This window comes from [Clostridium] innocuum (genome assembly GCA_012317185.1).
Taxonomy (GTDB): Bacteria; Bacillota_I; Bacilli_A; order Erysipelotrichales; family Erysipelotrichaceae; genus Clostridium_AQ; species Clostridium_AQ innocuum.
On sequence record CP048838.1, the window covers coordinates 3,864,722 to 3,888,765 of the forward strand.

Below are 24,044 nucleotides of genomic sequence, written 5' to 3' on the forward strand. Positions count from 1 at the left end.
TTCCCCAAACCGTCACTAAGGATTACCCTTGATGCACATGCACGGTACAAATCATCACCACTCATAACATTTTCCTCTTTCCTATTGTTTTCCTTTTTGAAAGGACTTTTCAAATAAAAATGAAGGCCCCATATCAAAGGGCCATATTATATTCAGGTTATTTCGGTGTCCAACAGCTCCATTCAAGACGATGCTGAATATCCTTTCAGACACGAGGCTATAAAGGTGAATATTCAATAGAACACATGCTTTGGTTACCCTGATAAGCATGGTAAAAAGGAATCGACTTCATTTGAATGAAATTGATTCCTTATATGATACCAGTATATACTTTACAGCAAACGTCCCTTCTTCCAGATTATCCAACAGTATTAATTTCCACAATAGGAGGCATCTGTCACATATATTGCGGCTATCCTTTTACTGTCCTCTGTATCTGTGTATTCCCTCAAAAACCTCTCCACCCGGCGATACCCTGCCTCATAATCTTTCCTCACCTAAGACCTTCCTCTTAGCAAAGTTACCTAAATCCGAAATTTTTTATAAATTTCATCGTACTGCAACCGAATAGAGGATCCGCCTTCTAAGGTATTCTCCGAATTCCACACATGAGCAGAGCGTTCAGGAGCAGCATGAAAGATATCGCATGAATCAGCGTATTGCGCTTAATAATCGGATGCTGTATCCGTCAAATCAGATAAAGGACTGAGAGCTGCTCCGCTAAGCTTACTGCTTCTTCTGCTTGTGTCTTGGACCCTGCACCGCCATGCGGTATCCGTAATACGTAATCAGGAAATATGTGCCATAAATCAGCAGGACGATACCCGCAGTCATCAGATTTGTTTTCCACATATTCTGCAGTCCAAACAGGAAGGAGAAGGCACCGGATACCACCGGAACACCGACCATAGCATGCACAATGGCAAGGCTGAGCGGCAGCATAAAATATATGGCAATCTGTCCCAGAATGGAATGATCTATCATCCTTTGCGGTGTACCGATTTTACGCAGGATGTCGTAGTTCGATTTGCTGTCATCTGCATCACTCAGCTGCTGAAGTGCCAGAACAGCTGCACTGGAGACAAGGAATACAATGCCCAGATACAGGCCGATGTAAACAAAGAGCATACCGGAGCCGAGAGAGCTTTCCCTGACCTCATCTCGTGTGATTCCGGAATACCGGTAATCCTGCATTCCTGTCTGCTTGGCATAATCCGTGATATTTTTTTCAACCCGTGCTTGATATGCGGAAACCTGCGCCTCCCTGGCAAGATCGATATTCCAGTAGGTCCTGACGGGTGCTTTGGATTGTACAACCGCATCCGGTACAACGACTGCCAGCATGATTTCCGGCATGGGACTGGTGCAGAGAAAGCTGGAGGTTTCCCGGGCGTTTACCAGCTTGAGCTTGTGACCATATACGGATATCGTCTTATGCGCATCACCGACGGCAGTGAGAGCATCCAGAATATCTTCCTTTGCGCTAATGAAGAATGCTTCTTTGTTATGAATGGATACGGGCTTATTTCCCTGTGATTCCATAGCTTTATTGTAGTCGCTCACGGATATATATTCCAAAGGTGCACCGGCATACAGCTTACCGGTATCATAGTCTTCCATAAGCGGAAGAATCGCCTTCAGTGTATCCCTGTCGGTATACACATTCACCCTGTTCCAGCGTTTGGCCTTTTGCACGTTCAGCAGCTGCTTCATATTTTCTTCGCTTATATTTTCGTCCTGCATGTACGTATACATATACGGTGTCGTCTGATCCACACTGTCAACCAGGCTGTGATGCAGTGAAAAGCCGCAGGACAATGCACCGATAGCAAGCAGCAGCATGAGACAGACGATTCCCATAGAGGTACTTGCAGAGCTGATTTTCGCATTGATCTGCCGCAAAACAACCATATGCAGATTGCGGTAATAGGTACGCTTGCTGAGACGGATAAACTGTAACAGAAAGCCGGACAGAGACATAAAGAACAGGATTGTCCCGATACCGCCAATCACCAGAATTGGTACAAGCATGACAGCAAATGTCTGCAGCGAGGATGTTGCCAGATAATAGGCCGTTGCAAGCAGTGTCAGAGAAATCAGCAGAACAAGCACGGACATCCATGGTCTGCGGATTCTTGCCTTTTCCATCTTCTTTTTTGATTGCAGCAGATCAATTAGCTTCACCTTTGCGATCACTCTGGAATTCAACAGCATGATAATAACGAATATCACCGTAAAGGATATACTTGTTGTTATTGCACTCGGTATGGAAAATATTACACGAAAGCTCATCGATACCTGCAGCATTCCAGCGCTGAAGATTCCCAGCAGCTGGGAGCATAGCGCGCCCAGCAACAGACCGCTCAGCAGAGAAAGAAATCCGACTGCCATTGTTTCATATACAAGAATTCTGGAGATATCCCGTTTCGGCATTCCCAGCAGCATATAAATCCCAAACTCCTGCTTCCTTCTGCGAATCAGAAAGTTATTCGCATACAGAATCAAAAAAGCCAAAACGATTGCGACAAACACAGACAGTACATTCATAAACTGTCCGACCGTCTTCAGTACGGTTGACTGCGACGTACTCAGATTCAATACCTGCTCCTGAGAGGAAAAGGAATTGAAGGTGTAAAACAGACATACGGAAAACATCAGTGTCATAAAGTAGACAAAATAATCCTTATAGCTTTTCTTTACATTTCGTAAAGCCAATTTTGAAAATTTCATAGCAGCACCTCATCTCTACAGAAATTATAGAAAATTTCACAGAAGTGTGCCATGGATGTCCCTTACATTCACCTTTCATAATTGTAATACAGCAAGCCATCTTTGTAATTTATCTAATGGATTTTCCCTTTATCAGTGTTTATACGCTTGCCTGGAGGCAGTTAATAGCGCCTGTAAACAGTGGAAAAGTATGCGATGCCGGTATGGTTGCTTCTTACATAAAAAAAGGGCCCAGATCCACCGTTTGAACGATGTACCAGCCCCTGTTCTATATCATAATCCAGCTTATTGAGATCCATGCAGTCCATGCCATTTCTTTATTTACATGGAACACATATCACCATATGATTATAATAAATAATTATTCTCACGATCCGCAATTTGCAAGGTAACCAGCTGATAGGTGGCATATCCCTGGATAACCAGCGGCTCCTGTTCGCATAGCGCTTCCGCTTCCTCACGACTGTCTGTTTTCAGAATATACATGCCAGCCATTCCCGGATATCCCTTGAACACACCGCAGATTTCCAATTTTCCCGCATCATCCAGTCCTCTTATGTTTTCCACATGCTCCGTAACTGCCTTCTTTGTCATTCTGTTGTAGGTCTTGCTTTTTTTAAGCATCATCATGTATCTGTATTTTTCCATTCGCCTTCTCCTTTAGCCTTTGTAAAGACATTTATATCCTAAGCTTATTTCATACAGCTTGCATCAGCAGCACATGTGTATCCCAGGCACCGGGTTACTCCGTATGGACAGTCAGATAGCCGATAATATCCTCAAATTCAATATGTCTTGCTTCATAAAATCTTCCGTTATAATATAAAGCAAGATGGTTCTTTGGTTTATCCCGTACCGTAACGATACAGCATTTGGGAAATGCAAAGGCCTTTCCTCTTGTGTAGGTCATCCTATCCTCATGAGATATACCAAAATAATGCAATGCCTCCATCACTCTCGATAAGGAACACTGCCATGGCTTCGTCTGCATGAAGTCGATAACATCTTCTATAGGAAGACCGCTGAGCATAGCGATACAGATTTGCCCGCAATATCCCGGTTTCGGATATACCACCTCCTGTATGTGATCTATTTTTCGTACGGGATGGTCTGTTGTATAGGGACTGTTCTTGTTAATTCTGGTTAATTCACGGATGATTTCAAACGAAACAGGTATCTCACCATCGCTGTTAAGCTGCTGTACAACAGCCTTCGCAACCGGTATGAAATAAGTGCCTGCCCCTTTGGAAATCAGCTTGCATTCAAACACAGTATCTTCCACCGTTACCCTTGCAGGGAGCATCCCCTTTTGATTACATGTCTCCCAGACATTAAAGGGGATCCTAATAAAATATCGGTTTCCCTGTCTGTATAGGTTTTCTGTGAATGTATACATCATACGTGTAATCTCCTCATACAGCCTCAATGGCTGATCGTTGCAATACTTTCTAATTTTTTTGTATGACAGCGTCCTCCTGACAGGAAATCCGGAAATCCTGCCCTGTCCTCAAGCATACCGGCTTACAGTCTCGTAAACAACCTGAGACTTCATTATCAGGAAGCTTTTTTCTCTGCTGCGTGCAGCATTCATTCCATCCTTTTTGCATATAAATCATAATTGACCTGCCACTCCCCGTCTTGCTGTACCATAATATCCTGCCAGTGGAAGTGATTTTCTGCAATCTTTGCAAACACCCACTTTCTGTGCTCGTCTTCGAGACTGGAAAGAACGATCCTGTCTTCCTGCTTTCTCGCCTCAAAGCGCATGATTCTTCCGGTATAGCCATAGGCAATTTCCCATGTACGGGTAGCCGGATTATACATGCGAAGCGTTGTCCCGTATTCAAGGTGCGGCAATACAATCACATCCTACACTGCCATTCCTTCCAGCACCCGGGAAAAATGCCATTCCCCTTTTCGCACTGCGCCTGTTGCATTGTCCATGTAATCGATATACCAGCTGCCAATCAGCATTCCGAAGAAATCATCCTCCTTGGGAATTGCTGCGTTTCTTTCGCTGCTTGCAAGGGCTTCATAGAAATCCTTCATATAATATCCTCCTCTGGTTTCACATTATTCATTTCCATGAACAGGACATCACACTACAAATATTTCAAAGTGTGTTCTCCTTCAGACGTTGTTTTCCTTTACTTGTGCGTCCAGCAGCGGCTGATACATCATCATTGCGTGGTTTTCTGCAACCAGCTGCTCCTCCAGAAGCGTCCCCTCCTTTGACAGCATCATACGGTAGAGCTGATTATGACGACTGTAGCCGCCCCACCATTCCCTACGCATTTCATGATTGCGCTCAACAATTTCATAGCGTACCTGCAGAGGATGCAGCATTCTCCATTCTCCATGCAGATGAGTCTTTCCCACATGAAGCCGCAGCTGAAAGGGCTGATCTGTCGGATTGCTAATCATCAGGTCACCATAGGGATAAAAGCAGGTGGCCCCGCTGCCGAAGGGCTGTGTGCGATTGGCATCCGGGAACACATCATACCCATGACGGTGGCGCTCCACAACCTGTAGCGGTGTATGTATCGTAATCCAGAACAGCAGGTTGGACAGCTGGCACAGCCCGCCGCCAATTCCGTATACAATTGTTCCATCCTTCAGCATTATGCCTTTCTTATAGCCCTTGGATGCCGACGGTTTCCCTATTGTTTTCCAATAGCTCAGCGTTTCCTGCGGATAGACGATGATACCGTCCAGCTTCTCCACCGCTAGGCGAAGGTTCACAATTTTATTCTCCTGATAAACCTCCTCTTCCTTTGTCAGATTTCGCTTCAGCAGACTTTTATGCTGAAAGCAGACATTGGGATAGTCCTCACTTCCATGTCCGCTGGCAAACTGCCGTTTTGATGTATACCATCCAATATATCTGCACCACGTATAATACCAGCCTCCCAGCATCAGCCGAATATCCGAACGCTTCTTTGTACGCAGATCCTCCTGTTTCTTTTTCATAGCACCACTCCTTTTCCTTCTATACGATTAGCCTTTTTACTTTATTTCAGTCTGCACAATCATCGTAAGCAGTTTTCAGAAAATAGCCTGCAGAAGTGCATGAAAAATACCAATCACGGCAATACCGCACAAAACCCCGCTCACAAATCTTCGCACATTCGTCGATGGAAGAACATCTGCCGCCTGAAGTCCCCAGTCAATCAGCATACTCAGCATAAACAGACCGTAAACAGCAAGCGGCAGCGTTACAGAAAACATCCATAGCAGAATGCCAAAGCCATACCCGAGATACAGTCCGCTGCATCTTGCACATACGGGACACTGATAGCCGTGAATAAAGAAGCTGCGCTCTGCTTTCTGATGGCAGGAACGGGAAAACAGATGCATCAGGGAGAGCCAGATGTCATCCGGATTCATCGATTAAATCTGGTACCGCAGTTATTGCAGATACAGATGGTTCTTCTGCGCTCGCCATCGGCACAGCACAGTCCGCACAGCATCCCGATCGGACCAAAACAGATAGCCCCAAGAATGCCGCTTGGCAGATTGTAGCTTTCATTGTTTCGCTCCTCGATGATGCGTAGATTCCTGCTGCCGCACGATGGACAGCAAACATGATCATAATTCCGATACATATAGATACCTGCCTTTCTGGTTTTATTATACTATAGGAAAGCAAGCTGTGCGCATCAATGTGTTTTCCATCATGAATTTCATTTTTATTGAAAATAGAAACAAACTGTTTCTACATATATATGGTTCACACGCAATGCTTACTTCCATACAAGACTGGTCCGCTCTTTCTTCATAAGGTATAGAAAAAAAGGAAGCCGAATTTCTATTTTGCAGAAAGGAATCCCTCTGCCGAATCCGGCTTCCTAAACATCTATTTACAGATGGCTTTTGTGCTGTTTTTTTTATACTTCTTCCTGTTTCATTTCCGAGTCGGGAATGGCTATGTTTTCTTTCTGACTCCATCTCTGAACGGTGGAAACCCGCTGGCCGTTTTTCTCATCCGTTGTCGCAATCAGCGTCGCATCCGCAACCTTGCTCAGATTGGATATCTTATCCGTCGGTGTTACGATAATTGCCTGAAAGCCGAGTGATTTCAACAGGTAAATGCATTCCTCGATTCGCTCATTATCCATTTTATCGAAGGCCTCATCAAAGATTGCCAGCTGCAGACCGTCGTTTCCTGCATCATATACGCTGAACAGCGATACCAGTACAGCGACATAAAACGGTGTCTGTGTTTCTCCACCGGAGCTGGAGCCGATCGTGGCACGCAGCGAGTTTCCGTTTTCCAGAATATCAAATTTCAGATAGGTGGTGAAGCGGGAAAGCAGCTGAACCTCTTTTTGCAGCTCCTGATACTTTTTGGGGTCCTGCATGGAGGATAAGGAAGAAATTTTATTAAACAGCTCATGAATCAGCTCCTCATTTTCCTCATACACCTTCGTGTTCAACAGATTGTGACCGTTTAATTCCTTGTTGGTGATCAGATTGTAATACTCACGGTAATCCTCATTGCAGGTACACACAAATTCATAGCTGGAGCGACCGAATTTATGCCTGCGGATAGAGCGGTTCAACCGGTCAATCTGCATTCGCACATTTTCAATTTTACTATTGAGCGCACTAAAGAAATTATTCTGGAAGCACTCATATGCCTTCTGCTGTGCGAGGCGGCATTTATCGATATAGTCCTCAACAATATTATCCGAATGCTTTTCATATTCCCGCTCATAATCATCGCATAAAAAATTCGGGTTGAGGGCAATGCGGAAGGTATCATTGTAATGAGTTTTTTTCGTTATCAGCTCCTGCTTGGAAATTTCAACACGGCTGTTCAGCTCCCGCAGTGCTTCCTCCAGCTGTTTCTGTTTCCTGCGGATACCGTCTGCCGTGGTGATTGCCCCGATTGTGTCCGGTATGCCTTGCTCGGGCTTTTTCGCTTCCTTAACCTGCTGCTGAAGCTCCTGTATACGTGCATTGCAAAGCTTCATATCCTCTTCCAGCTGACGGCGCCGGCTTTCCTGTTCCACCTGCAGCATATACAGTTCGTTTTTCTTTTTCTTTGCCTCATCCAGTTTTTGATCCAGCAGCAGAAGTTCCTGCAGGGATTCCGGTGTCTGAGCGGCACGCAGCTCTTTGATCTTTTGTTCCAGCTGCTCCACCTCTTTGGCCTTGCACAGTCCATCCTCCAGCTGACGGATAAAGTCATCACTGATAACGGTTTGCAGCTGTACCGCCTGCAATGTCCTTGTGACTGTTTCCAGCTTGCGGCAGGTGGAGGTGAGCTTTTGCTGGCGGATAATCAGCTCCTGCAGCTGCTTTTCTATGGAATCGGCACCGATAAAGGGTACCTTATACAATTCCGGATTCATATGCGACACTGCATAGCCGCTGTACAGCATACAGTCGCTGGTGATGCTTACCGGATAGCTTCGCAGTGTCTCCTCCGCTTCACAGCACACGACTCTGCCCAGCAGATATTCCACATAGGGGCGCACATCCTCGCGTTCCACCTGCACGCAGTCATACAGTGTTTTTGCATCGGGACGTTTCCCCGGCTTTGCCTTTGCGATATCCACAATGGAATAGGTATGAATCTTTTTTTCTTCCTTAATGGAGCGGTAAATGCGATAGGCATCCATGAAATATTCTGCCTCAACCACCAGATTCAGCTTCTGGTTATGGATGTAGCCTTCGATCGCATTTGTCCACGCCTCCTCCTGAATACTGAACAGGTCTGCGAGTATGCATACCTCTACCGGTTTTCCCACCTGCTGATAAAGCCGTTCCTCCAGCTCCTGCTTTAAAACGAGCAGCTTTTTCGGATATGTCTTTTTCCCGGCTTCCAGCGCACGGCGATTTGCCGCAAGCACCTCCTGTTCCTCCCTGCATGTCTGCAGGCTGTTTTGCATGGTTTGGCGCACAGTGGACAGGGTATTCTCGATGTCTCTCATCTGTCGCTGAATATCCATATAGGCATCCAGATCAAACGCAGCCAGCCGCTGTGCCGCATGCACGGACCTTTGTATAGACAGCTTGATTGCGGACAAATCGAAGTCCTCCAGCTGCAAGCCGTCATAATCCTCGATTTCCTCCAGCTGCTCTATCTGTTCCTTCAGAAATTCTCCCTTCGTAACCAGCTGCTGCTGAACGGCGGTCGTATCTCTTTGCAGGGTGTTTCTCTGCTCCAGATGCGCCTGTATCTTTCGTTCCAGAATATCTGCCGCATTATCCCTGCGTGCATCCCGTAAGGCTTCCATGTTCTGTTCCAGCAGTGCCCGCTGCTCCTCGGTTTCCCTTGATTCCTTTGTCAGCTTCTGATAGTTCCTTGTATATACCTCATATTGTGCGGCTGCCTCATCATGTTCCACCAGCATACCGTGATATACAGCTGCCTTTTGCTCCACACGCAAGTTCGCAACACGCTCCAGTTCCCCGCATATATCCGTATACTGTTCATGGATCAGGGAAAGCTGGGCCTTTTTCTGCTGTACCGTTTCCAGCTGTTCCTTCATCTGCCGGTAATCCTGAATTTCCTCCTGCATCTCTTCGAGATTAAGGTCTTCTTCCTCCTGACAGATATTTTTTACGATGAATTCAGAAATATTCATCATCGGTGTGTAAGCAACTGCCATTTTAAAGACATCGAAAAACCGCTGGTCCTTGATCAGCATGCGCTGACGGAAATAGTTTTTGTAATCCATATGTGTGGTAAAGGAACGGCAGCTGCGATCCTGAAAGCTGGCCAGCAGCTTCTTCATACGACGGATATTGAATACCGTTCCCTCATCCGTAAAGCAATGCTCGGGAATCGGCTGATTCATCATATAGTAGCAATGCTCCATGTCCCCCCGCGTAGGCCCGTTTACGTCAAATACGATACCAAAGCAGTAAATCCTATGCTGTTCATCCTCAAATTCCATACACAGATGTGAGCTGAACATCCCTTTATCACGCTTAAAGGTACCATCCTTGTATTTGCCCTTCAGATATCCCATCAGATCACGGGTTGTTTTATCATTTGCGGATTTATTGAAAATGGAATTGTCGGTTCGACCGAGAATGACCAGCTGCATGGCATCAATCAGCGCTGACTTCCCCTCACCGGTTTTACCGCTCAGAAAGACGATATCCTCAAAGCTCAGGATCGTCTTCTCGTAATACAGCCAGTTGACCAGCAGCATTTTCTTCAGCTTCATCGTCTTCCTCTCCTTCCTCATTACGCAGCTTCCTCAGAATTTCCTCCACCCGCTTCGGTGTGAGAACACAGGTGATATAAGGCAGTACCCAGATCAGCTCCTCATCCCCCTGTGTGTATTTCTGAAGAATATTCAGTCTTTGCAGGGACTGTAATGCCGCATGGATGTATTGCATCGAAGGCCTTACGCTTACCATCGCATGCACATCAACCAGCAGCTGCAGCAGCTCATTGACAGAAATACGTATGGTGAGAGATGCATCCAGCTCCAGCATTTTCTCCTCATAATAATTACGCAGAATCAGCAGAAGCTGCGTTTCCAGCTTTGTCAGACGATAGCGGCAGCTGCAGTCCTCCCGCTCATTGACCAGATAAATCATCCCCATATAAGATGAACGCTCCCTGCACAGCAGCCATCCCGCATAGCGGAGATATTCCTCGAAGCAGTCCCAGTGATCATGGATAAACACATAGTCTGCATTTCGTTCCTTTTTCTCAAACTGCCTGATTTTCGCATACTGGTAAATGCAGTTTTCTGCCAGTAATATATTGACGATCCGTCCGAATTCCTCGCGGTCCTTCAGATCCAGTTGTTCTACCTTCATTTTGTTACCTTCCTTTTAATCAACAGATTGGGGTAATGGAAATCCCCTTCTGTAATCCCTTCCGTCTGATTCGGAATCAGGGTTGCCTGCACATCCATTTTGCGGTCTCTTCCATATACATACACCAGAATGGAGCGGATATAGTCATCCATATCCTTTACCCCGATATCCTTCAGCTTTCCTACCGCTTCCCCATGCAGCTTCTCTGCATAGTAAGCCGATATGCTTTCACGGGTAAAGCGGGCATAGCGGTCAAAGCCAATGCGCTTTTCAAGCTCCTCCTGATTCTGGGTGCTCTCTTCAAAGGTGAAGGTCATCACTTCCCGCTCATCCCTACGCCTGCGTCGTTCAAAGGTGTACACCTCATCACGCTCCATGTAGCGGGTCTGCTGGATATTGATGGATTCACTGATCTGCTCACACACTCTCTGCGGCTCTTCCTTCATATGATGGATCAGTTCCACCAGCTTTCCCTTTAACCCCTGATCACTGTTGCACAGATACATAATTTTCTGCTTTGCCAGTCTGCGGTAACCCGCGTCGCTGTCCACCAGCTGGGCAGTCAGCGTTTCCACGATATTCAAATCATTGTACATGGCATACAGCATTTCCTCGATATGCTTTTTTGCCGTATCACGGCTGGCAACACGATAGTGACTTACCGCACTGTCTACAATTTTCTCCTTGACTGCTTCCTCCTGCAGAAGGGTTTCCAAAATACCTGCGACCGGGTTTTTAAACCGTTTTAAGCTGTCCTCCACAAGAGTTGGAAAAACATAGCCCTCCACAATATCACCATAATAAACATCAAAGAAATCATGATAGATTTTCGTCGATGCCTTTTTCACCTGAATCGCATAATAATCCCGTATTCTGGCATTGGTCTGTTCCAGTGTCAGAATCAGCTCCTTGAAATCGGCATAGGCATTGCGGATATGCTGATAGCTGTCTTCTATTTTCACGGGATCATCCATATCCTTTAGGGAGGCATGGATGCGAATCAGATAGCCGATCTGTTCCCGCTCCTTGATAATATCATTCACAAAGGAGATGAACACCCGGCTGTGATAGGGCAGAGACACCATTTTTTTCATCGTATCCATATGCAGATCGACATTGATCCAGGTATGCTTCTCAAACAGCCGTAACAGAAACTGGATATCCTGGTCATAAACATCCTTCTCACTGCGCAGCTCATTCTCGATATCGCTGTATTCCGCTTCCTCCTGAAAGTCGATTTCATATTTTTTATCCTGCACATAATCTTCCAGTAAATCCTGAAGCAGGGCACGCTCCATGCTCATGGTCTGATTGCGATAAATGCAGTCATGAATCTGCAGAAGCAGATCCACATAAATATCCCGGTTCTTCGATACCAGTATGGTAAAGAAGGATGGATCCATTTTCTCAAATAAGGACATGCAAGCCCACCTTTCAAACATTCGTTCCTTTATTTTACTATAAGCGAGGTAAAATATCCATGACTTTAGTGTATCGCAGAAAAGAAAAACAGCAGCTCCCTTCAAAAGGATGGGAACTGCTGTGAAATGCTGCACATAACTATTTTTCAAATGTCATCCTATGTGGACCAGGTCTGTCCGGTATCCTGCTTATGCACTGCTCTGGGACGCATGCAGCAGTATCCAAAACATGAGGTTACGGATATATCAAACACATCTTCCATCGATTGTATATTCGTTTTCCTGCTCTGCCAATGTCTGTTTTTCAGCTTCTATTCTACCGATTTCAGGGATTCCACCATCGGTATTTTTTTCAGCTTGCGATACATTACCAGATTCACAATGATGGCAAACACCATCGTGATTGCCACGGAATACAGGAAGGAAAGCTTTTCGATATTTCTTCCAAACATCACCGTATCCAGCTCTGCCAGCGACATAATCAAGGAGTGCAGGACGATTCCCAGCACCAGCCCTGCCAGCGCACCGATCAGTGTCAGGAAAATATTCTCTCTGTATACATAGGCACTGACCTCCTTGTCATAAAAGCCCAGTACCTTAATGGTCGCAATCTCACGCAGTCTCTCCGATATATTGACATTCGTCAGATTGTAAAGTACGACAAATGCCAGCAGTCCGGCTGAGATAATCAATACAACAACAATGAAGGAAAGGGATGCAATCGTATCCTGGAAGGATGCTGCAATTCCGGAATAGAAGGATACAGAATCAATGGTATCCTTTTTCATAAAGGCATTTCCCAGCGCCTGTTCATCCTTTTCACTGCTGTCCCGCATGATGGCAAACATGCCGGTATTTTGCGGTGTCTTGTGATAGACACTCTTATAATAGGAGGGTGTCATATATACGATATGCCCCACATAGTTCTCTGTAATAGCCGCAATTTTCACATCCTTCTTTACACCGTCCCCATTGTCGATTGGGAAGGTATCGCCGACCTTCAGATGTTTATCCTTGGCGATTTTCTCTGTGATAACTGCTCCGTCATTGTTTAAGCTGATCGCTTCATTGGAGCCGCGCTGACGCAGGGAGATATACGTATGCAGGCTTTCCACATCCTGAGGAACATACAGGTCGATTCCCTTATCCTCTCCCTCATCCGCATAGAAGCCGTGATATACCGCCATAGCAGTGGCAGACTTCACACGGGAGTCCTTTTGCAGCTCGTTCAAATCCTGTTCCTTCTGGCTGAGCGTATCCTCACCTTTATATGTCATGGTGACATCAAATTTGAAGATATCCCCATACTGCTTCACCGCAATTTCCCCGATGGAATCCTGAATACCAAAGCCGGCTACCAGCAGGGCACTGCAGCCGCTGATTCCAATCACCGTCATGAGGAAACGCTTTTTATAGCGAAAGATATTCCGCGCGGTCACCTTGTAAATAAAATTGAATCGCTTCCATATAAATGGAATACGCTCCAGTAAAATCTTCTTACCGTTTTTCGGAGCCTTGGGACGCATGAGGAGGGCCGGCGTTTCAACCAGCTCCTTATAACAGGCCGCAAGTGCTGCAGCTACCGTTATCATGGAGGCAAGCCCGATGGCAAGGGCCGCCAGTCCGATATCCGCCTGCAGCTGAACATCCGGCAGTGTATACATAATTCCCCAGGCATTGAAAATCACTGTCGGGAAGACAATCATGCCAATTACTGCCCCGCAGATTCCACCAAGGATACTGGCGATCGCCGCATAGGCTACAAATTTCATCGCGATATCCGGCTTGGAATATCCCAGTGCCTTCAGGGTACCGATTTCCTGACGCTCTTCATCGACCATACGGGTCATCGTCGTCAGACATACCAGAGCCGCAACAAGGAAGAAGAACAGCGGAAACACCTTGGCAATCGCTCCCATGCGGTCCGCAGCACTTCCATAATCCATATAGGAGTAATGCGAATGGCGGTCCAGTACATACCATTTCGGCGTTTCCATGCTGTTGATGTCTTCCTCTGACCGATCCAGCTTTTCCTTGGCCTCCTGCAGCTTGGCAGCACCGTCCCTTTCCTGCTTCTCAAGCTCCAGCTTTCCCAGCGCGATTTCCTTTTGTCCGTTTGTTATCTTATCTTGTGCGGCCGCACTTTCCTGCTGTGCGCTCACTCTGGCGGATGCCAGCTGCTGCTTTCCCGTCTCAATCTGCTGCTGGGCAGTCGCAATCTGGGTTTCGAGTGCATGCAGCTGAGAGGCTGCCATGGTTACCATTTCCTGCATTGTTGATATCTGTGCTTCCAGCATCGTTAATGCAGGAGAAGCAACCTGCCGCGAGGTTTCCAGTGCCGCCTTTTTCTCCTGCAGCAGCTGTTTTTCCAGCTCTGTTAGATTCGGATCCTGCAGCTGCGTATCCACTTTGGCAAGTTCCTCATCCAGTGAGGACAGCTTTTCTTTGGCTTCCGCTATCTGCTTTTGTATCTGCGGCAGATTGTCATCCAGCTTTTTCTGCTGCGCGTCCAGATAGCTTTTCGCACTGGAGTACTGAGATTTCAGCTGGGACAGGGTCTGTTCACTCTGCTGCAGCTGTGCATCCTTTTCCTGTATGGTTCTTTCCGCACTGCTTTTCTCTGCATTCAGGGTGGCCTGTCCAACAAGCAGTTCATCTTTTGCATTCTCCAGCTTGTCCTTGGCATTTTTTATTTCTGTCTCATATTTCTTTTTATTCTTCTCATATTCCATACGACCAGCTTCAACCTTGGCAAGGGCTTCCTTTTTGATATCGTCAAAGCGTTCCTGTGCACGCTCCTCTCCCAGTGCAGTGATTGTGGTCTTCTTGGGATCGATGATATCGAAATAAGCATCCGCATAGGAGTTGGGCTTCTTTGCGCCGTCAACCGTCACATACACCTCCGTATAGTAAGAGGATTTGAAGTTGGTATCCGGAATCACCGCATAATTATCAATACTGCCGCTGCCGATGGCAGAGCTGCCCTTTTCATAGGACAGATAATACGGCATCGTTACCTCTCCGACGATTTTATAGGTTGAGCGCTTTAATGACGCATCCAGTTTTTCGTCCGTACCGCTCGCAAAGGTTATCGTTTCTCCGATTCTGGAATCCGCTCCCTTGATATTGGTGTATTCGATGACGCATTCATCTGCTTTCTGAGGAAGCCGCCCCTTGATCAACCGCATCTGATTGATATAGTTTTCATCCTCTGCCTTCGCATTCATCGGATAAGACAGCAGCTTGTAGACACGCTGCTGATTGTTATGCGTATTGAGTACATCCATGCTGTAGCTGCCATACACGCCGGCCACTCCATCCACCTGCCGGATAGCGGAAACATCCTCCTTTGTCATGCCGATGGTCGACATAATCTTCAGATCCATGAAATTATAGTCATCAAAATAAGTATCCGCAGTATTTTTCATCACCGGTACACTGTCCCGTACTCCGGCGAAGAAGGCGACTCCGATGCCGACGATGGCAAAGATGGAAAAGAAGCGACCGAAGGATTTGCGGATTTCCCGCAGGGTATCTTTCAGAAGGGCTTTCTTTTTCATATCAGTATTCAATCCTTTCTACCGGTAAAGGATGCTCATTGATCGTGATGCTGTCAATTTTTCCGTTTCGTACCTTGATTACCTTATCTCCCATGGCAGTCAATGCCAGATTGTGTGTAATCACTACAACACTGACTCCGCGCTGCCGGCAGGTATCCTGCAAAAGCTTCAAAATCTGTTTTCCGGTATTGTAATCCAGTGCCCCTGTCGGCTCATCACACAGCAAAAGCTTCGGATTTTTGGCAAGTGCGCGGGCAATTGCCACACGCTGCTGTTCTCCACCGGACAGCTGTGCCGGGAAATTGGAGGCACGCTCCTTCAGTCCGACAGCTTCAATTGTTTCATCGATATCCAGCGGCTGCTTACAAATCTGAGTTGCCAGCTCCACATTTTCCTTTACAGTCAGATTCTGCACAAGATTATAGAACTGAAAAACAAACCCAATATCATAGCGCCGGTACGTTGTCAGCTGCTTGGCATTAAATTTACTGATTTCAGTTCCATCCACAAAAATATTGCCGCTTGTTGAGGAGTCCATGCCGCCAAGAATATTCAGTATTGTGCTTTTACCGGCACCGCTGGCTCCTGCAATTACTACAAACTCCCCTTTATCAATGGTAAAATCCACACCGGCAAGTGCCTGGATTTCCACTTCCCCCATTTTATATATCTTTTTCACATTCTGAAATTCAATATAAGCGCTCATACCGGTTCCTTCTTTCTGTGCTTTTCTATATTATACTAGAAATATATCGGAGAAGACAGCCATTTTCCATAAAAGCTGATGCAAAGTTTTCGCTGATGATACATTCATCCCCAAAGGGCACCTGATGGACAAGTGCGAGGAAAGGCAGAAGGATGATGCGGTGTGGTAAAGTGCAGCGATTATGCAGATGAAAGAGACACGTTCCCGCTGTATAACAAAGCTGAAAACAGAGAATAGGGTCTTGACGGATGCACTATCTTGTTTTACAATATAGCTGTAACTTGTATAACAAGATAGTGAGGAGGTGACGCCATGCTGCCAAGTCAGATGATGAAGGGGATTCTGGATAACTGTATCCTGATCGTGATTGCACAGGAGGATACCTATGGGTATGATATTTCGCAAAAGCTGAAGAGCTACGGATTTTCCGATATATCGGAGGGTACGATTTATCCGCTGCTTCTTCGACTGGAGAAAAACGGATGTATCAACAGTGAATTTCGCAAATCGGCTTCCGGCCCCAATCGAAAATACTATACCATTACAAAAGCCGGTCATCTGGAAATACAGGATTTTATGAAGCATTGGAAGGAATTGCAGCAGGGTGTTGCCGCTGTGATGGGAGGATATGCATATGAATCGTAACATGCGAATGCTGCACAACGAAAATAATCGTCTGGATAAGACTTTATGTGAAGATTACCAAAAGCTTATGACAGATATCGTATGTTATCTGCGAGGTGCCGATATCAGTGAGCTGCAGCAGGAAAAGGTCCGCTATGATTTGACACTGATGCTGCTGGAGGCACAGCAGCGCAATGCACCTCTGGATGAGGTGTTTCCCGAGGATTACAAGGCATTCTGTGACACGGTTATCAAAGAGCTGCCACCGCGCTCACAGCTGGAAAAGCTGCGGGAGCGTTTGCAGATTGTCTTTCTCCTGATTGCCATTCTGGGCGTTATCAATCTGTTTCTTTCAAAGGACGGCCTTCATGCATTACTGCAGCTCGATATACAAAGCACCTATCCGCTTTCCTTATCAACACTGCTGCTGGATATCCTGCTGGGCATAAGCGCCGTTTGCATTGTGCAGTGGATTTGCCGCAGCAGCTTTGAAAATGACGATAAGACAGTAAAACGGCGGTTGCTGCTCCTGTGGCTGTTTACATTATGCATCAGTGTTGGCTGTATGCTGCTGTTTCAGAATATCATCGTGCTGCGAATTCCGATATGGCTGTTTGTACTGTTTTGCTTCAGCTCCTATCTGCTGTATCTGGCTCTTGCGTTCTGCAGCTGTAAGGATGTGGCTTCATGATTCTGGAAGAACTGGCCCTATATGCAGACTGTTCTCTATGCAGGGGACTTTGCTGCAGAGCACTTTATTTTTCAAAGCTGGATGGTTTTCCGCAGGATAAGCCTTGCGGTGTATCCTGCAGCTATTTATGCAGCGATCATACCTGCAATATTCATCATGAGCTGAAGCAGAAGGGCATGAAGGGCTGTCTTGGCTACGACTGCCTGGGAGCGGGACAATTTGCCGTTCAAAAGAATGTACCTGCGGACCAGGATATGTTTGCAGTATACAGAAAGCTGTTTTCCCTGCATCAGATGCTCTGGTATCTCGGGGAAGCACTGCTGCAGAAGGAAACTGCTTCCTTCCATGGGGAATTGCAGGTGCTGATTCAAACACTGGACACGGTACGCAGACAGCCCTGGAGAAAGGTACTTACCGCTGATATCGACTCCCTGCATGAACAGACCAACCGCCTGTTAAAAAAGACGATGCAGCAAAAGCAGCTTCGGCATCCTTATCCTCATAAGCATCCAATGGGAAAGCGGTTCACCAATAAAAGACTGCGAAGCACGGATTTCAGTATGAAGTCTCTGCTTGCCGCTGATTTGTCAGGCTGCGACCTGCAGGGCTCCTGTTTTCTGGGAAGTGATATGCGGGACTGCCGCATTGCCGGCAGTGATTTGCGTAATTGTTTCTTTCTGACCCAGATGCAGCTCAACACCGCCATCGGTGACAGCTTGACTAGGCTCCCCAATCACCTGCACATACCCACCCACTGGAACACGGTATCATAAAGCGGATGGCGTCAGAAAGGAAAGCCGATGCCTGATGAAACGTATTTCGCCCCTTGCCCGGTTATCGTTCTTTGGACATGCGGAGATGCTTTTATAAATGGCAAACAGGAAGTCTGCTTCATCCTGAACGGATATGTTCCGTACCCGGATGTTCACATGACTTCCTGTTTTTTTATCTGATTTCCATAAAAGCTGGAGGCAGCATGGCATCTACCGCAAAAGCTCCTCCAGTTTCTCGGGATGCATCGGTTTTCCAAAATAATAGCCCTGAATATCGTCCAGTCCCATGGTTTTTACCTTCTCATATTCCGCCTTTGTCTCCACACCCTCCAGCAGAACACGAATGTTCACATCATGGCATAGTCTGACAACAAACTGAATAAAGGTCGCATCAAATTCACTGTTTAAAATATCCTTAATGAAAATCCGGTCGATTTTCACAATATCCGCAGGGGAATTTTTCAAAACACCGAGAGAGGAGTATCCGGTTCCAAAATCATCCATGGCGATACGCACACCGATGCTTCGTATCTCCTGAAAGATCGCCTGCAGCTCCTCACTGCTTTTCACCATATAGCTCTCCGTCATTTCCACAATGATATTGCGGCTGGGAACATGGCACTTCTTCAGCGTTTCCTTCATGAATGTGATGAATCCTTCCTCATACAGCTGCAGGTAGGATAAATTCACACTGACACAGAAATCCGGACACTTTTTCAGCCATGCTGCACATTGCCTGAGGGCTGTTTCAAATATCCATTTACCGATGGTGAGTATCATCCCGCTCTTTTCCAGCAAGGGAATGAACACCACAGGCGATACATTGCCATACATGCTGCTGTGCCATCTGGCCAGTGCCTCCGCAGCGATTATACGGCCGCTGTCTGCCTCCACCTGCGGCTGATACTGCAGGGAAAAGCCTTCGAAATCATGTTCCATGCTGTAACGCAGCTGTTCCAGCATATCCAGCTCCTGCAGCTCTGTTTCCGACATTTTCTTCTCATAGAACGTCAGTCTGTTCTTACCATTGCGCTTGCTTGCCTCCAGTGCATAACCGACGTTCTTCGTCAGTGACATCATATCATCGCCATCCTTTGGAAAGCAGGCACAGCCGGCAGAAACCGTGCAGTGGTATTTCTTTCCGTTCAGAATGCGCTGATGCCCCAGCTCCTGCTGGAGCCTGTGATAAAAGCCGGCAATCTCGTTGGAATCGGTACAGCTCCTGAGCAGAACGATAAATTCATCACCATCATTGCGGTACAGCCTTGCATATTCCGGAAGAACAGACTGGATGATCTGCGCCGTCTTGGCCAGCACCTCATCTCCAAACTGGTGATTGTACAGCTTGTTGATGCTGGAAAAACCATCCAAATCCAGGATCATCATGAAGAAATGCTCCTCCTTGGCAACCATCATCTGCAGCGTATCCTCCAGCTCATATTTGTTAAACTGACCGCTCAGATAATCGATTTTATTCTTACGTCCCAGATTGGTGATAATGCCGGCAAACAAAACCGGCTGTCCATCCTCATCCCGCTCCACATGACCGCGGCATCTGAGCCACACCCACTCGCCTCTGCGGTTTCTGGCACGATACTCCACATTGTGAAAATCCACACGGCCATCGGCAATTTCCTGATTCCCTTCCAGAAATATCTTCTGGTCTGCCTCATGAATTCTTGCGCCCCATACATTGGCAGCATCATGCACGATTTCCGATGGGAGATCAAATTCCTCAACCATGGCACGGGAATATCGGAAGCAGGAAGGGTCCTCCTTCATATTGCATACATAGATATAATCATCGCTGCTCTGCATCAGGGCACTCAGCAGCAGATCCTTATCATAGGAAAACTGGCGCACCTCCTCACTTTCATGGTAAGGGCGCAGCGCAAAGGCTTTTCTTGACTGCTCCAGATGATAGCGGCGTTTTGACAGATACATTTCATCATCTGCACGCATAATGATTTTTTTCACTGACAGCTCCATATCCGCCATGATCTGTGTAATTCCGAAGCAGAAGCCCATGGTATAGGGAAACTCCCTGCTTTCTTCCTCCAGTTCATTCAGAATTTGATCCAACAGGTTGCGTACCTCTTTTTTGGAAAGCTGTTGAAAAACAAGGAGAAACTCATCACCGCCCAGACGGATTGCGAAATCCCCGGTCTGCAGACTGCTGCGAATTTTTTCCGCTACCCTTTGCAGGATCCGATCCCCCTCCTGATGTCCACAGCGTTTGTTTACGGTATCCAGATCATTGATATCCAGAAGGACCGCAAGAAAGGAGGTACTCTGCGCTTTGGCTGTACGGATACAGGAATCCAGCAGCTCCTCCCCTGCCTCCTTATTCCACAGAGCAGTGAGATGATCATGCTGTATGTCCGCCTTACTGTTTGCCTTGCCTTTGCTTTGCATAGACGTCACCACCTTTTTGTTTCTTCTTTCATTGTACAACAAAAAGATGACGAAACAAATCAAAAACTGAGATTTCTGCCATATACTAGAAAGAAATCCGGCAGAGAAGGAGCCTCACTTAATTTCTTACAATTTATGGAAGGTTCTTTGTAAAGTTAAAACCGGCATGGAAATGCTTACCTGACCATGGTAAAATAGAAACATAAAATGAGGAGGTGCTTGCTTTATGACAGATAAAAAGAAACTCTGGGGGATCGCCGGTATCGTTGCGGCAGTTGCAATCGTTGCGGTTGCGGCGTATTTCTTATTCAGCGGCGGTTCAAAGCCGGAGTCCGTATTGCTTTCCTATACTGATCTTTTGAAAGAAGGCAAATACAAGGAAATGTATTCCCTGATCAGCAGCGACGCGAAAAAGAAATGGAAGGAAGAAGATTTTATTACGCGAAACAAAAATATTTATGAGGGGATCGACGCATCTGATTTCTCGATGGAAATCAAAGACAGTTCGGATACAGGGGATGACGGAAGCGAAATCAGCTATCATGTTCGTATGAAGAGTGCAGCCGGAACCATTGATTTTGACAATAAGGCGACGGTGGTTAAGGAAGACGGTGATTACCGTATTGTATGGGACAGCACGCAGATATTTCCGCAGCTGCATGATTCGGATAAGGTGAATGTGTCCGTTACCGAGGGGGAAAGAGGATCGATTCTTGACCGGAACGGAAAAGCACTGGCACAGCAGGGAAGTGTATTTCAGGTTGGCCTGATAGCAGGAAAGCTGGGAAATGAGGCGGACACGGTTTCTGCCATGGCCAGAGTTCTGGATGTCAGTGAGGACAGTATCAAAAAAGCACTGTCAGCCTCCTGGGTACAGGATGATATGTTTGTACCAATCAAAACCATCACAACAGCGAAGCGTGCGGAAATCATTGAGGAGCTTCGAAAAATTGACGGTGCCTTTGTACAGGAAACCACCGGACGCGTGTATCCGTATGGCGAAATGACAGCGCATATCACCGGATATGTGCAGAATGTCACCGCTGAGGATTTGGAAAAGCATAAGAAGGAAGGCTATACCGCAACCAGTATCATCGGTAAGAGCGGTCTGGAAAGTATTTATGAAAGCAAGCTGAGGGCAGTCAGCGGCTGTAAGATCATTATTGTGGATGAAAATGGTGATCTGAAGGATACCGTTGCCGAACAGAAGGCCAGAAACGGTCAGGATATTCGTACGACCATTGATATCGAAGCACAGCGCTCCGCATACAATCAGCTGAAGAAGGATGCAGGAAGTGCGGTAATCATAAATTCCCATACCGGTGAGGTTCTGGCAATGGTCAGTACACCGGCTTATGATCCCAATGATTTCGCAATGGGCATGGATAGCAAAACATGGGACTCCCTGAACAGCAACAAGCAGAAGCCGCTGTTGAATCGCTTTGTTTCCACCTATTGTCCGGGTTCTACCTTTAAGGCGATTACCGGAGCCATCGCTCTGGATTCCAAGACGATCACAGCGGAAACCACCTTTATAAAAACAGACAAATGGCAGAAGGATTCCAGCTGGGGAAAGAATTATGTAACGACGACGCAGTCCTATGCAGAGCCAAGCAATCTGAAAAACGCCTATATCTATTCCGATAATATCTTCTTTGCACAGGTAGCGGATAAGATCGGTGCAGAGACATACACCAGCTATCTCGATAAAATCGGATTCCGCAAGCAGATGGATTTTCCGTTCACAGTTGCGAAGTCCACGTATGGGGATGAACTGGAGAATGCACAGAAGCTTGCGGCAACCGGCTATGGACAGGGTGATCTGCTGGTATCCCCGCTTCATCTGACGGCCCTGTATACCGCCTATGTCAATGACGGCAGCATCCTGCAGCCATATCTGGTATATGAGGATGGAAAAGCAAAAACCATGGTGAAGAACGCGTACAGCGCAGCTACTGCGAAAACAGTGTTTGAAGACCTGCAGGCTTCCATGTCCGGATATGGGGATAACCCTACCAAAGCAGCCGGGAAAACCGGTACTGCACAGGTGAATCACGGGGAACAGGAAATCGGCTGGCTGAGTGCAGTCAATGATAACATAGCGGTTACCGTTATGATTGATGATACCAAGGATATTGGTGAAAGCCATTATGTCATACCGAAGGTGCAGAGTATTTTAAACGAGGTTAAATAGTACGTGTAAGGTATCCGGTGTTGACCGGATACCTTTTTGTACTTGCAGAAGCTTATGACTACAGCATTGTTTTTTGGCACTACTCTGTTCATTCCTGAAAGAACACGGTATAATACAGAGGTAGACGGAGGTGGAAATATGGCATTTCGCATTGTACACTGTAATATCAATGTAACGGATTTGAACAGAAGCATCGCCTTTTATGAGCAGGCACTGGGACTGCAGGTTGCCAGAAAGCTGGAGGCGGAGGATGGAAGCTTCACGCTTTGTTATTTGCAGGATGATACCGGCAGCTTTCAGATTGAGCTGACCTGGCTCAAAAATCATCCGCAGCCCTATGAGCTGGGCGAGAATGAGAGTCATATCGCTTTTGCAACAGATGATTTTGAAGCAGCACACAGACTGCATGAGGAGATGGGCTGTATCTGCTTTGAGAACAAAGAGATGGGAATTTATTTTATTCATGATCCGGATGACTACTGGCTGGAGGTTGTTCCGGCATAGGAACTTGTTTGGCTATACGTAAACATCTGCATTTTTTTGCAGGTGTTTTTATATGCAGTTATCGATGAATTCCCGGTTGTTTTTCAGTGAATCCCCTGAACAGAACCGCACGGTGATCGCTCTTTTATTGACACAGACAGGCGATATTTCTTCCTTTCATCATAGAGGTATCCTTTAAAAAAGAAAAAGTTCATAAAAACCATAACATTTTAGGAGTTTACCCCTTTTCATACAGAATTGCAGATGGAGGATGCGGCAGTCTATCTTCTGGAATTCGATACGTAGGATGCTGTAAAAGCCAGGCTTACGAATACAACGTCTGCATAATGTCCATATGAAAAAGCTGAGTCCTGTATCGGATTCAGCTTTTTAGATAGTGCGATTCTTTGTACAGTGAACGTGAAGCTTACTCTTTGCTTTCATAAATGGAAGCAGCGCAGATCAGCTGACACCGGATCATTTTTCTGTTGCCAGGTTTTTAAAGGGCTGTGTAGGCAGAGCCCTCTGCAAACATAAGCATTTTGCCGGTAGCACTGTATACCTGCTTTCAGTTCCTGAAAGAGTGTATGCATGTATGATCATTTCCATATCATATGGTGTGTCATTTGCAAAGCACTTTTCTACAAATTTTCATTTTG

The 24,044-nt window shown here is 46.4% G+C and carries 17 protein-coding genes and 1 pseudogene; 5 read left to right on the plus strand and 13 right to left on the minus strand.

Translation table 11 applies throughout. The features are described from left to right. Positions 1–726 precede the first annotated feature (726 nt). The 12 genes and pseudogenes from G4D54_18940 to G4D54_18995 form a co-directional block, all read right to left on the minus strand. Complete coding sequence (locus tag G4D54_18940; GenBank protein QJA04351.1) at positions 727–2,730, minus strand: ABC transporter permease; 2,004 nt, start codon at positions 2,728–2,730, stop codon at positions 727–729. A gap of 348 nt (positions 2,731–3,078) precedes the next feature. After that, positions 3,079–3,378, minus strand: a complete 300-nt coding sequence (locus tag G4D54_18945; GenBank protein QJA04352.1) for a hypothetical protein — start codon at positions 3,376–3,378, stop codon at positions 3,079–3,081. Between the two features lie 94 nt (positions 3,379–3,472). Then, positions 3,473–4,129: a DUF1905 domain-containing protein gene (locus G4D54_18950; protein ID QJA04353.1), complete on the minus strand. Its 657-nt coding sequence runs from the start codon at positions 4,127–4,129 to the stop codon at positions 3,473–3,475. A 188-nt stretch (positions 4,130–4,317) separates the two neighbouring features. After that, positions 4,318–4,779 (minus strand): annotated as a pseudogene (locus tag G4D54_18955) (hypothetical protein). 81 nt (positions 4,780–4,860) lie between these two features. After that, positions 4,861–5,700: a VanW family protein gene (locus G4D54_18960; protein ID QJA04354.1), complete on the minus strand. Its 840-nt coding sequence runs from the start codon at positions 5,698–5,700 to the stop codon at positions 4,861–4,863. A 75-nt stretch (positions 5,701–5,775) separates the two neighbouring features. Further along, entirely contained in the window at positions 5,776–6,117 is a 342-nt protein-coding gene (locus G4D54_18965) for a DUF2085 domain-containing protein (GenBank protein QJA04355.1), read from the minus strand. Beyond that, on the minus strand, positions 6,114–6,335 hold the full coding sequence (locus G4D54_18970) for a hypothetical protein (protein ID QJA04356.1): 222 nt from the start codon (positions 6,333–6,335) through the stop codon (positions 6,114–6,116). Before G4D54_18970 ends, G4D54_18965 begins: the two co-directional genes overlap by 4 nt. A gap of 282 nt (positions 6,336–6,617) precedes the next feature. Next, on the minus strand, positions 6,618–9,899 hold the full coding sequence (locus tag G4D54_18975) for a hypothetical protein (protein QJA05240.1): 3,282 nt from the start codon (positions 9,897–9,899) through the stop codon (positions 6,618–6,620). After that, positions 9,850–10,518 (minus strand): DUF4194 domain-containing protein, encoded by a 669-nt coding sequence (locus G4D54_18980; GenBank protein QJA04357.1) that lies wholly within the window; start codon positions 10,516–10,518, stop codon positions 9,850–9,852. The genes G4D54_18975 and G4D54_18980 overlap by 50 nt, the downstream gene beginning before the upstream one ends. After that, a complete protein-coding gene (locus G4D54_18985) occupies positions 10,515–11,939 on the minus strand; it encodes a hypothetical protein (protein QJA04358.1) in 1,425 nt (474 codons plus the stop codon). The genes G4D54_18980 and G4D54_18985 overlap by 4 nt, the downstream gene beginning before the upstream one ends. Positions 11,940–12,250: 311 nt before the next feature. Further along, positions 12,251–15,499 carry an FtsX-like permease family protein gene (locus G4D54_18990; GenBank protein QJA04359.1) on the minus strand — a complete coding sequence of 1,083 codons (3,249 nt, stop codon included), beginning with the start codon at positions 15,497–15,499 and terminating at the stop codon, positions 12,251–12,253. A gap of 1 nt (position 15,500) precedes the next feature. After that, the gene (locus G4D54_18995; GenBank protein ID QJA04360.1) at positions 15,501–16,205 is read right to left on the minus strand and encodes an ABC transporter ATP-binding protein; all 705 of its coding nucleotides are present in this window, start codon (positions 16,203–16,205) and stop codon (positions 15,501–15,503) included. Between the two features lie 312 nt (positions 16,206–16,517). Here G4D54_18995 and G4D54_19000 point away from each other — a divergent pair, with 312 nt between their 5' ends. From G4D54_19000 to G4D54_19010, 3 genes are read left to right on the plus strand one after another with little or no spacing between them, the layout of a single operon-like run. Continuing rightward, positions 16,518–16,850 carry a PadR family transcriptional regulator gene (locus G4D54_19000; GenBank protein QJA04361.1) on the plus strand — a complete coding sequence of 111 codons (333 nt, stop codon included), beginning with the start codon at positions 16,518–16,520 and terminating at the stop codon, positions 16,848–16,850. Continuing rightward, on the plus strand, positions 16,840–17,520 hold the full coding sequence (locus tag G4D54_19005) for a hypothetical protein (protein ID QJA04362.1): 681 nt from the start codon (positions 16,840–16,842) through the stop codon (positions 17,518–17,520). The genes G4D54_19000 and G4D54_19005 overlap by 11 nt, the downstream gene beginning before the upstream one ends. Further along, positions 17,517–18,293 carry a pentapeptide repeat-containing protein gene (locus G4D54_19010; protein QJA04363.1) on the plus strand — a complete coding sequence of 259 codons (777 nt, stop codon included), beginning with the start codon at positions 17,517–17,519 and terminating at the stop codon, positions 18,291–18,293. The genes G4D54_19005 and G4D54_19010 overlap by 4 nt, the downstream gene beginning before the upstream one ends. Positions 18,294–18,503: 210 nt before the next feature. On the opposite strand, the gene G4D54_19015 is transcribed toward G4D54_19010, so the two are convergent. Further along, positions 18,504–20,708: an EAL domain-containing protein gene (locus G4D54_19015; GenBank protein QJA04364.1), complete on the minus strand. Its 2,205-nt coding sequence runs from the start codon at positions 20,706–20,708 to the stop codon at positions 18,504–18,506. A 226-nt stretch (positions 20,709–20,934) separates the two neighbouring features. On the opposite strand from G4D54_19015, the gene G4D54_19020 reads away from it, so the two are divergent. Further along, positions 20,935–22,902, plus strand: coding sequence for a penicillin-binding transpeptidase domain-containing protein (locus tag G4D54_19020; GenBank protein ID QJA04365.1), 1,968 nt, complete (start codon positions 20,935–20,937; stop codon positions 22,900–22,902). A gap of 138 nt (positions 22,903–23,040) precedes the next feature. Then, positions 23,041–23,406, plus strand: a complete 366-nt coding sequence (locus tag G4D54_19025; protein ID QJA04366.1) for a lactoylglutathione lyase — start codon at positions 23,041–23,043, stop codon at positions 23,404–23,406. The last annotated feature ends 638 nt before the right edge of the window (positions 23,407–24,044 follow it).

Coding starts and splice junctions, on each gene's coding strand:
- G4D54_19015 (QJA04364.1), bottom strand. CDS start 20,708: ATGCAAAGCAAAGGCAAGGCAAACAGTAAGGCGGACATACAGCATGAT.
- G4D54_18960 (QJA04354.1), bottom strand. CDS start 5,700: ATGAAAAAGAAACAGGAGGATCTGCGTACAAAGAAGCGTTCGGATATT.
- G4D54_18950 (QJA04353.1), bottom strand. CDS start 4,129: ATGATGTATACATTCACAGAAAACCTATACAGACAGGGAAACCGATAT.
- G4D54_18985 (QJA04358.1), bottom strand. CDS start 11,939: ATGTCCTTATTTGAGAAAATGGATCCATCCTTCTTTACCATACTGGTA.
- G4D54_18945 (QJA04352.1), bottom strand. CDS start 3,378: ATGGAAAAATACAGATACATGATGATGCTTAAAAAAAGCAAGACCTAC.
- G4D54_18990 (QJA04359.1), bottom strand. CDS start 15,499: ATGAAAAAGAAAGCCCTTCTGAAAGATACCCTGCGGGAAATCCGCAAA.
- G4D54_18980 (QJA04357.1), bottom strand. CDS start 10,518: ATGAAGGTAGAACAACTGGATCTGAAGGACCGCGAGGAATTCGGACGG.
- G4D54_19025 (QJA04366.1), top strand. CDS start 23,041: ATGGCATTTCGCATTGTACACTGTAATATCAATGTAACGGATTTGAAC.
- G4D54_18970 (QJA04356.1), bottom strand. CDS start 6,335: ATGTATCGGAATTATGATCATGTTTGCTGTCCATCGTGCGGCAGCAGG.
- G4D54_19000 (QJA04361.1), top strand. CDS start 16,518: ATGCTGCCAAGTCAGATGATGAAGGGGATTCTGGATAACTGTATCCTG.
- G4D54_19005 (QJA04362.1), top strand. CDS start 16,840: ATGAATCGTAACATGCGAATGCTGCACAACGAAAATAATCGTCTGGAT.
- G4D54_18995 (QJA04360.1), bottom strand. CDS start 16,205: ATGAGCGCTTATATTGAATTTCAGAATGTGAAAAAGATATATAAAATG.
- G4D54_19020 (QJA04365.1), top strand. CDS start 20,935: ATGACAGATAAAAAGAAACTCTGGGGGATCGCCGGTATCGTTGCGGCA.
- G4D54_19010 (QJA04363.1), top strand. CDS start 17,517: ATGATTCTGGAAGAACTGGCCCTATATGCAGACTGTTCTCTATGCAGG.
- G4D54_18965 (QJA04355.1), bottom strand. CDS start 6,117: ATGAATCCGGATGACATCTGGCTCTCCCTGATGCATCTGTTTTCCCGT.
- G4D54_18940 (QJA04351.1), bottom strand. CDS start 2,730: ATGAAATTTTCAAAATTGGCTTTACGAAATGTAAAGAAAAGCTATAAG.
- G4D54_18975 (QJA05240.1), bottom strand. CDS start 9,899: ATGCTGCTGGTCAACTGGCTGTATTACGAGAAGACGATCCTGAGCTTT.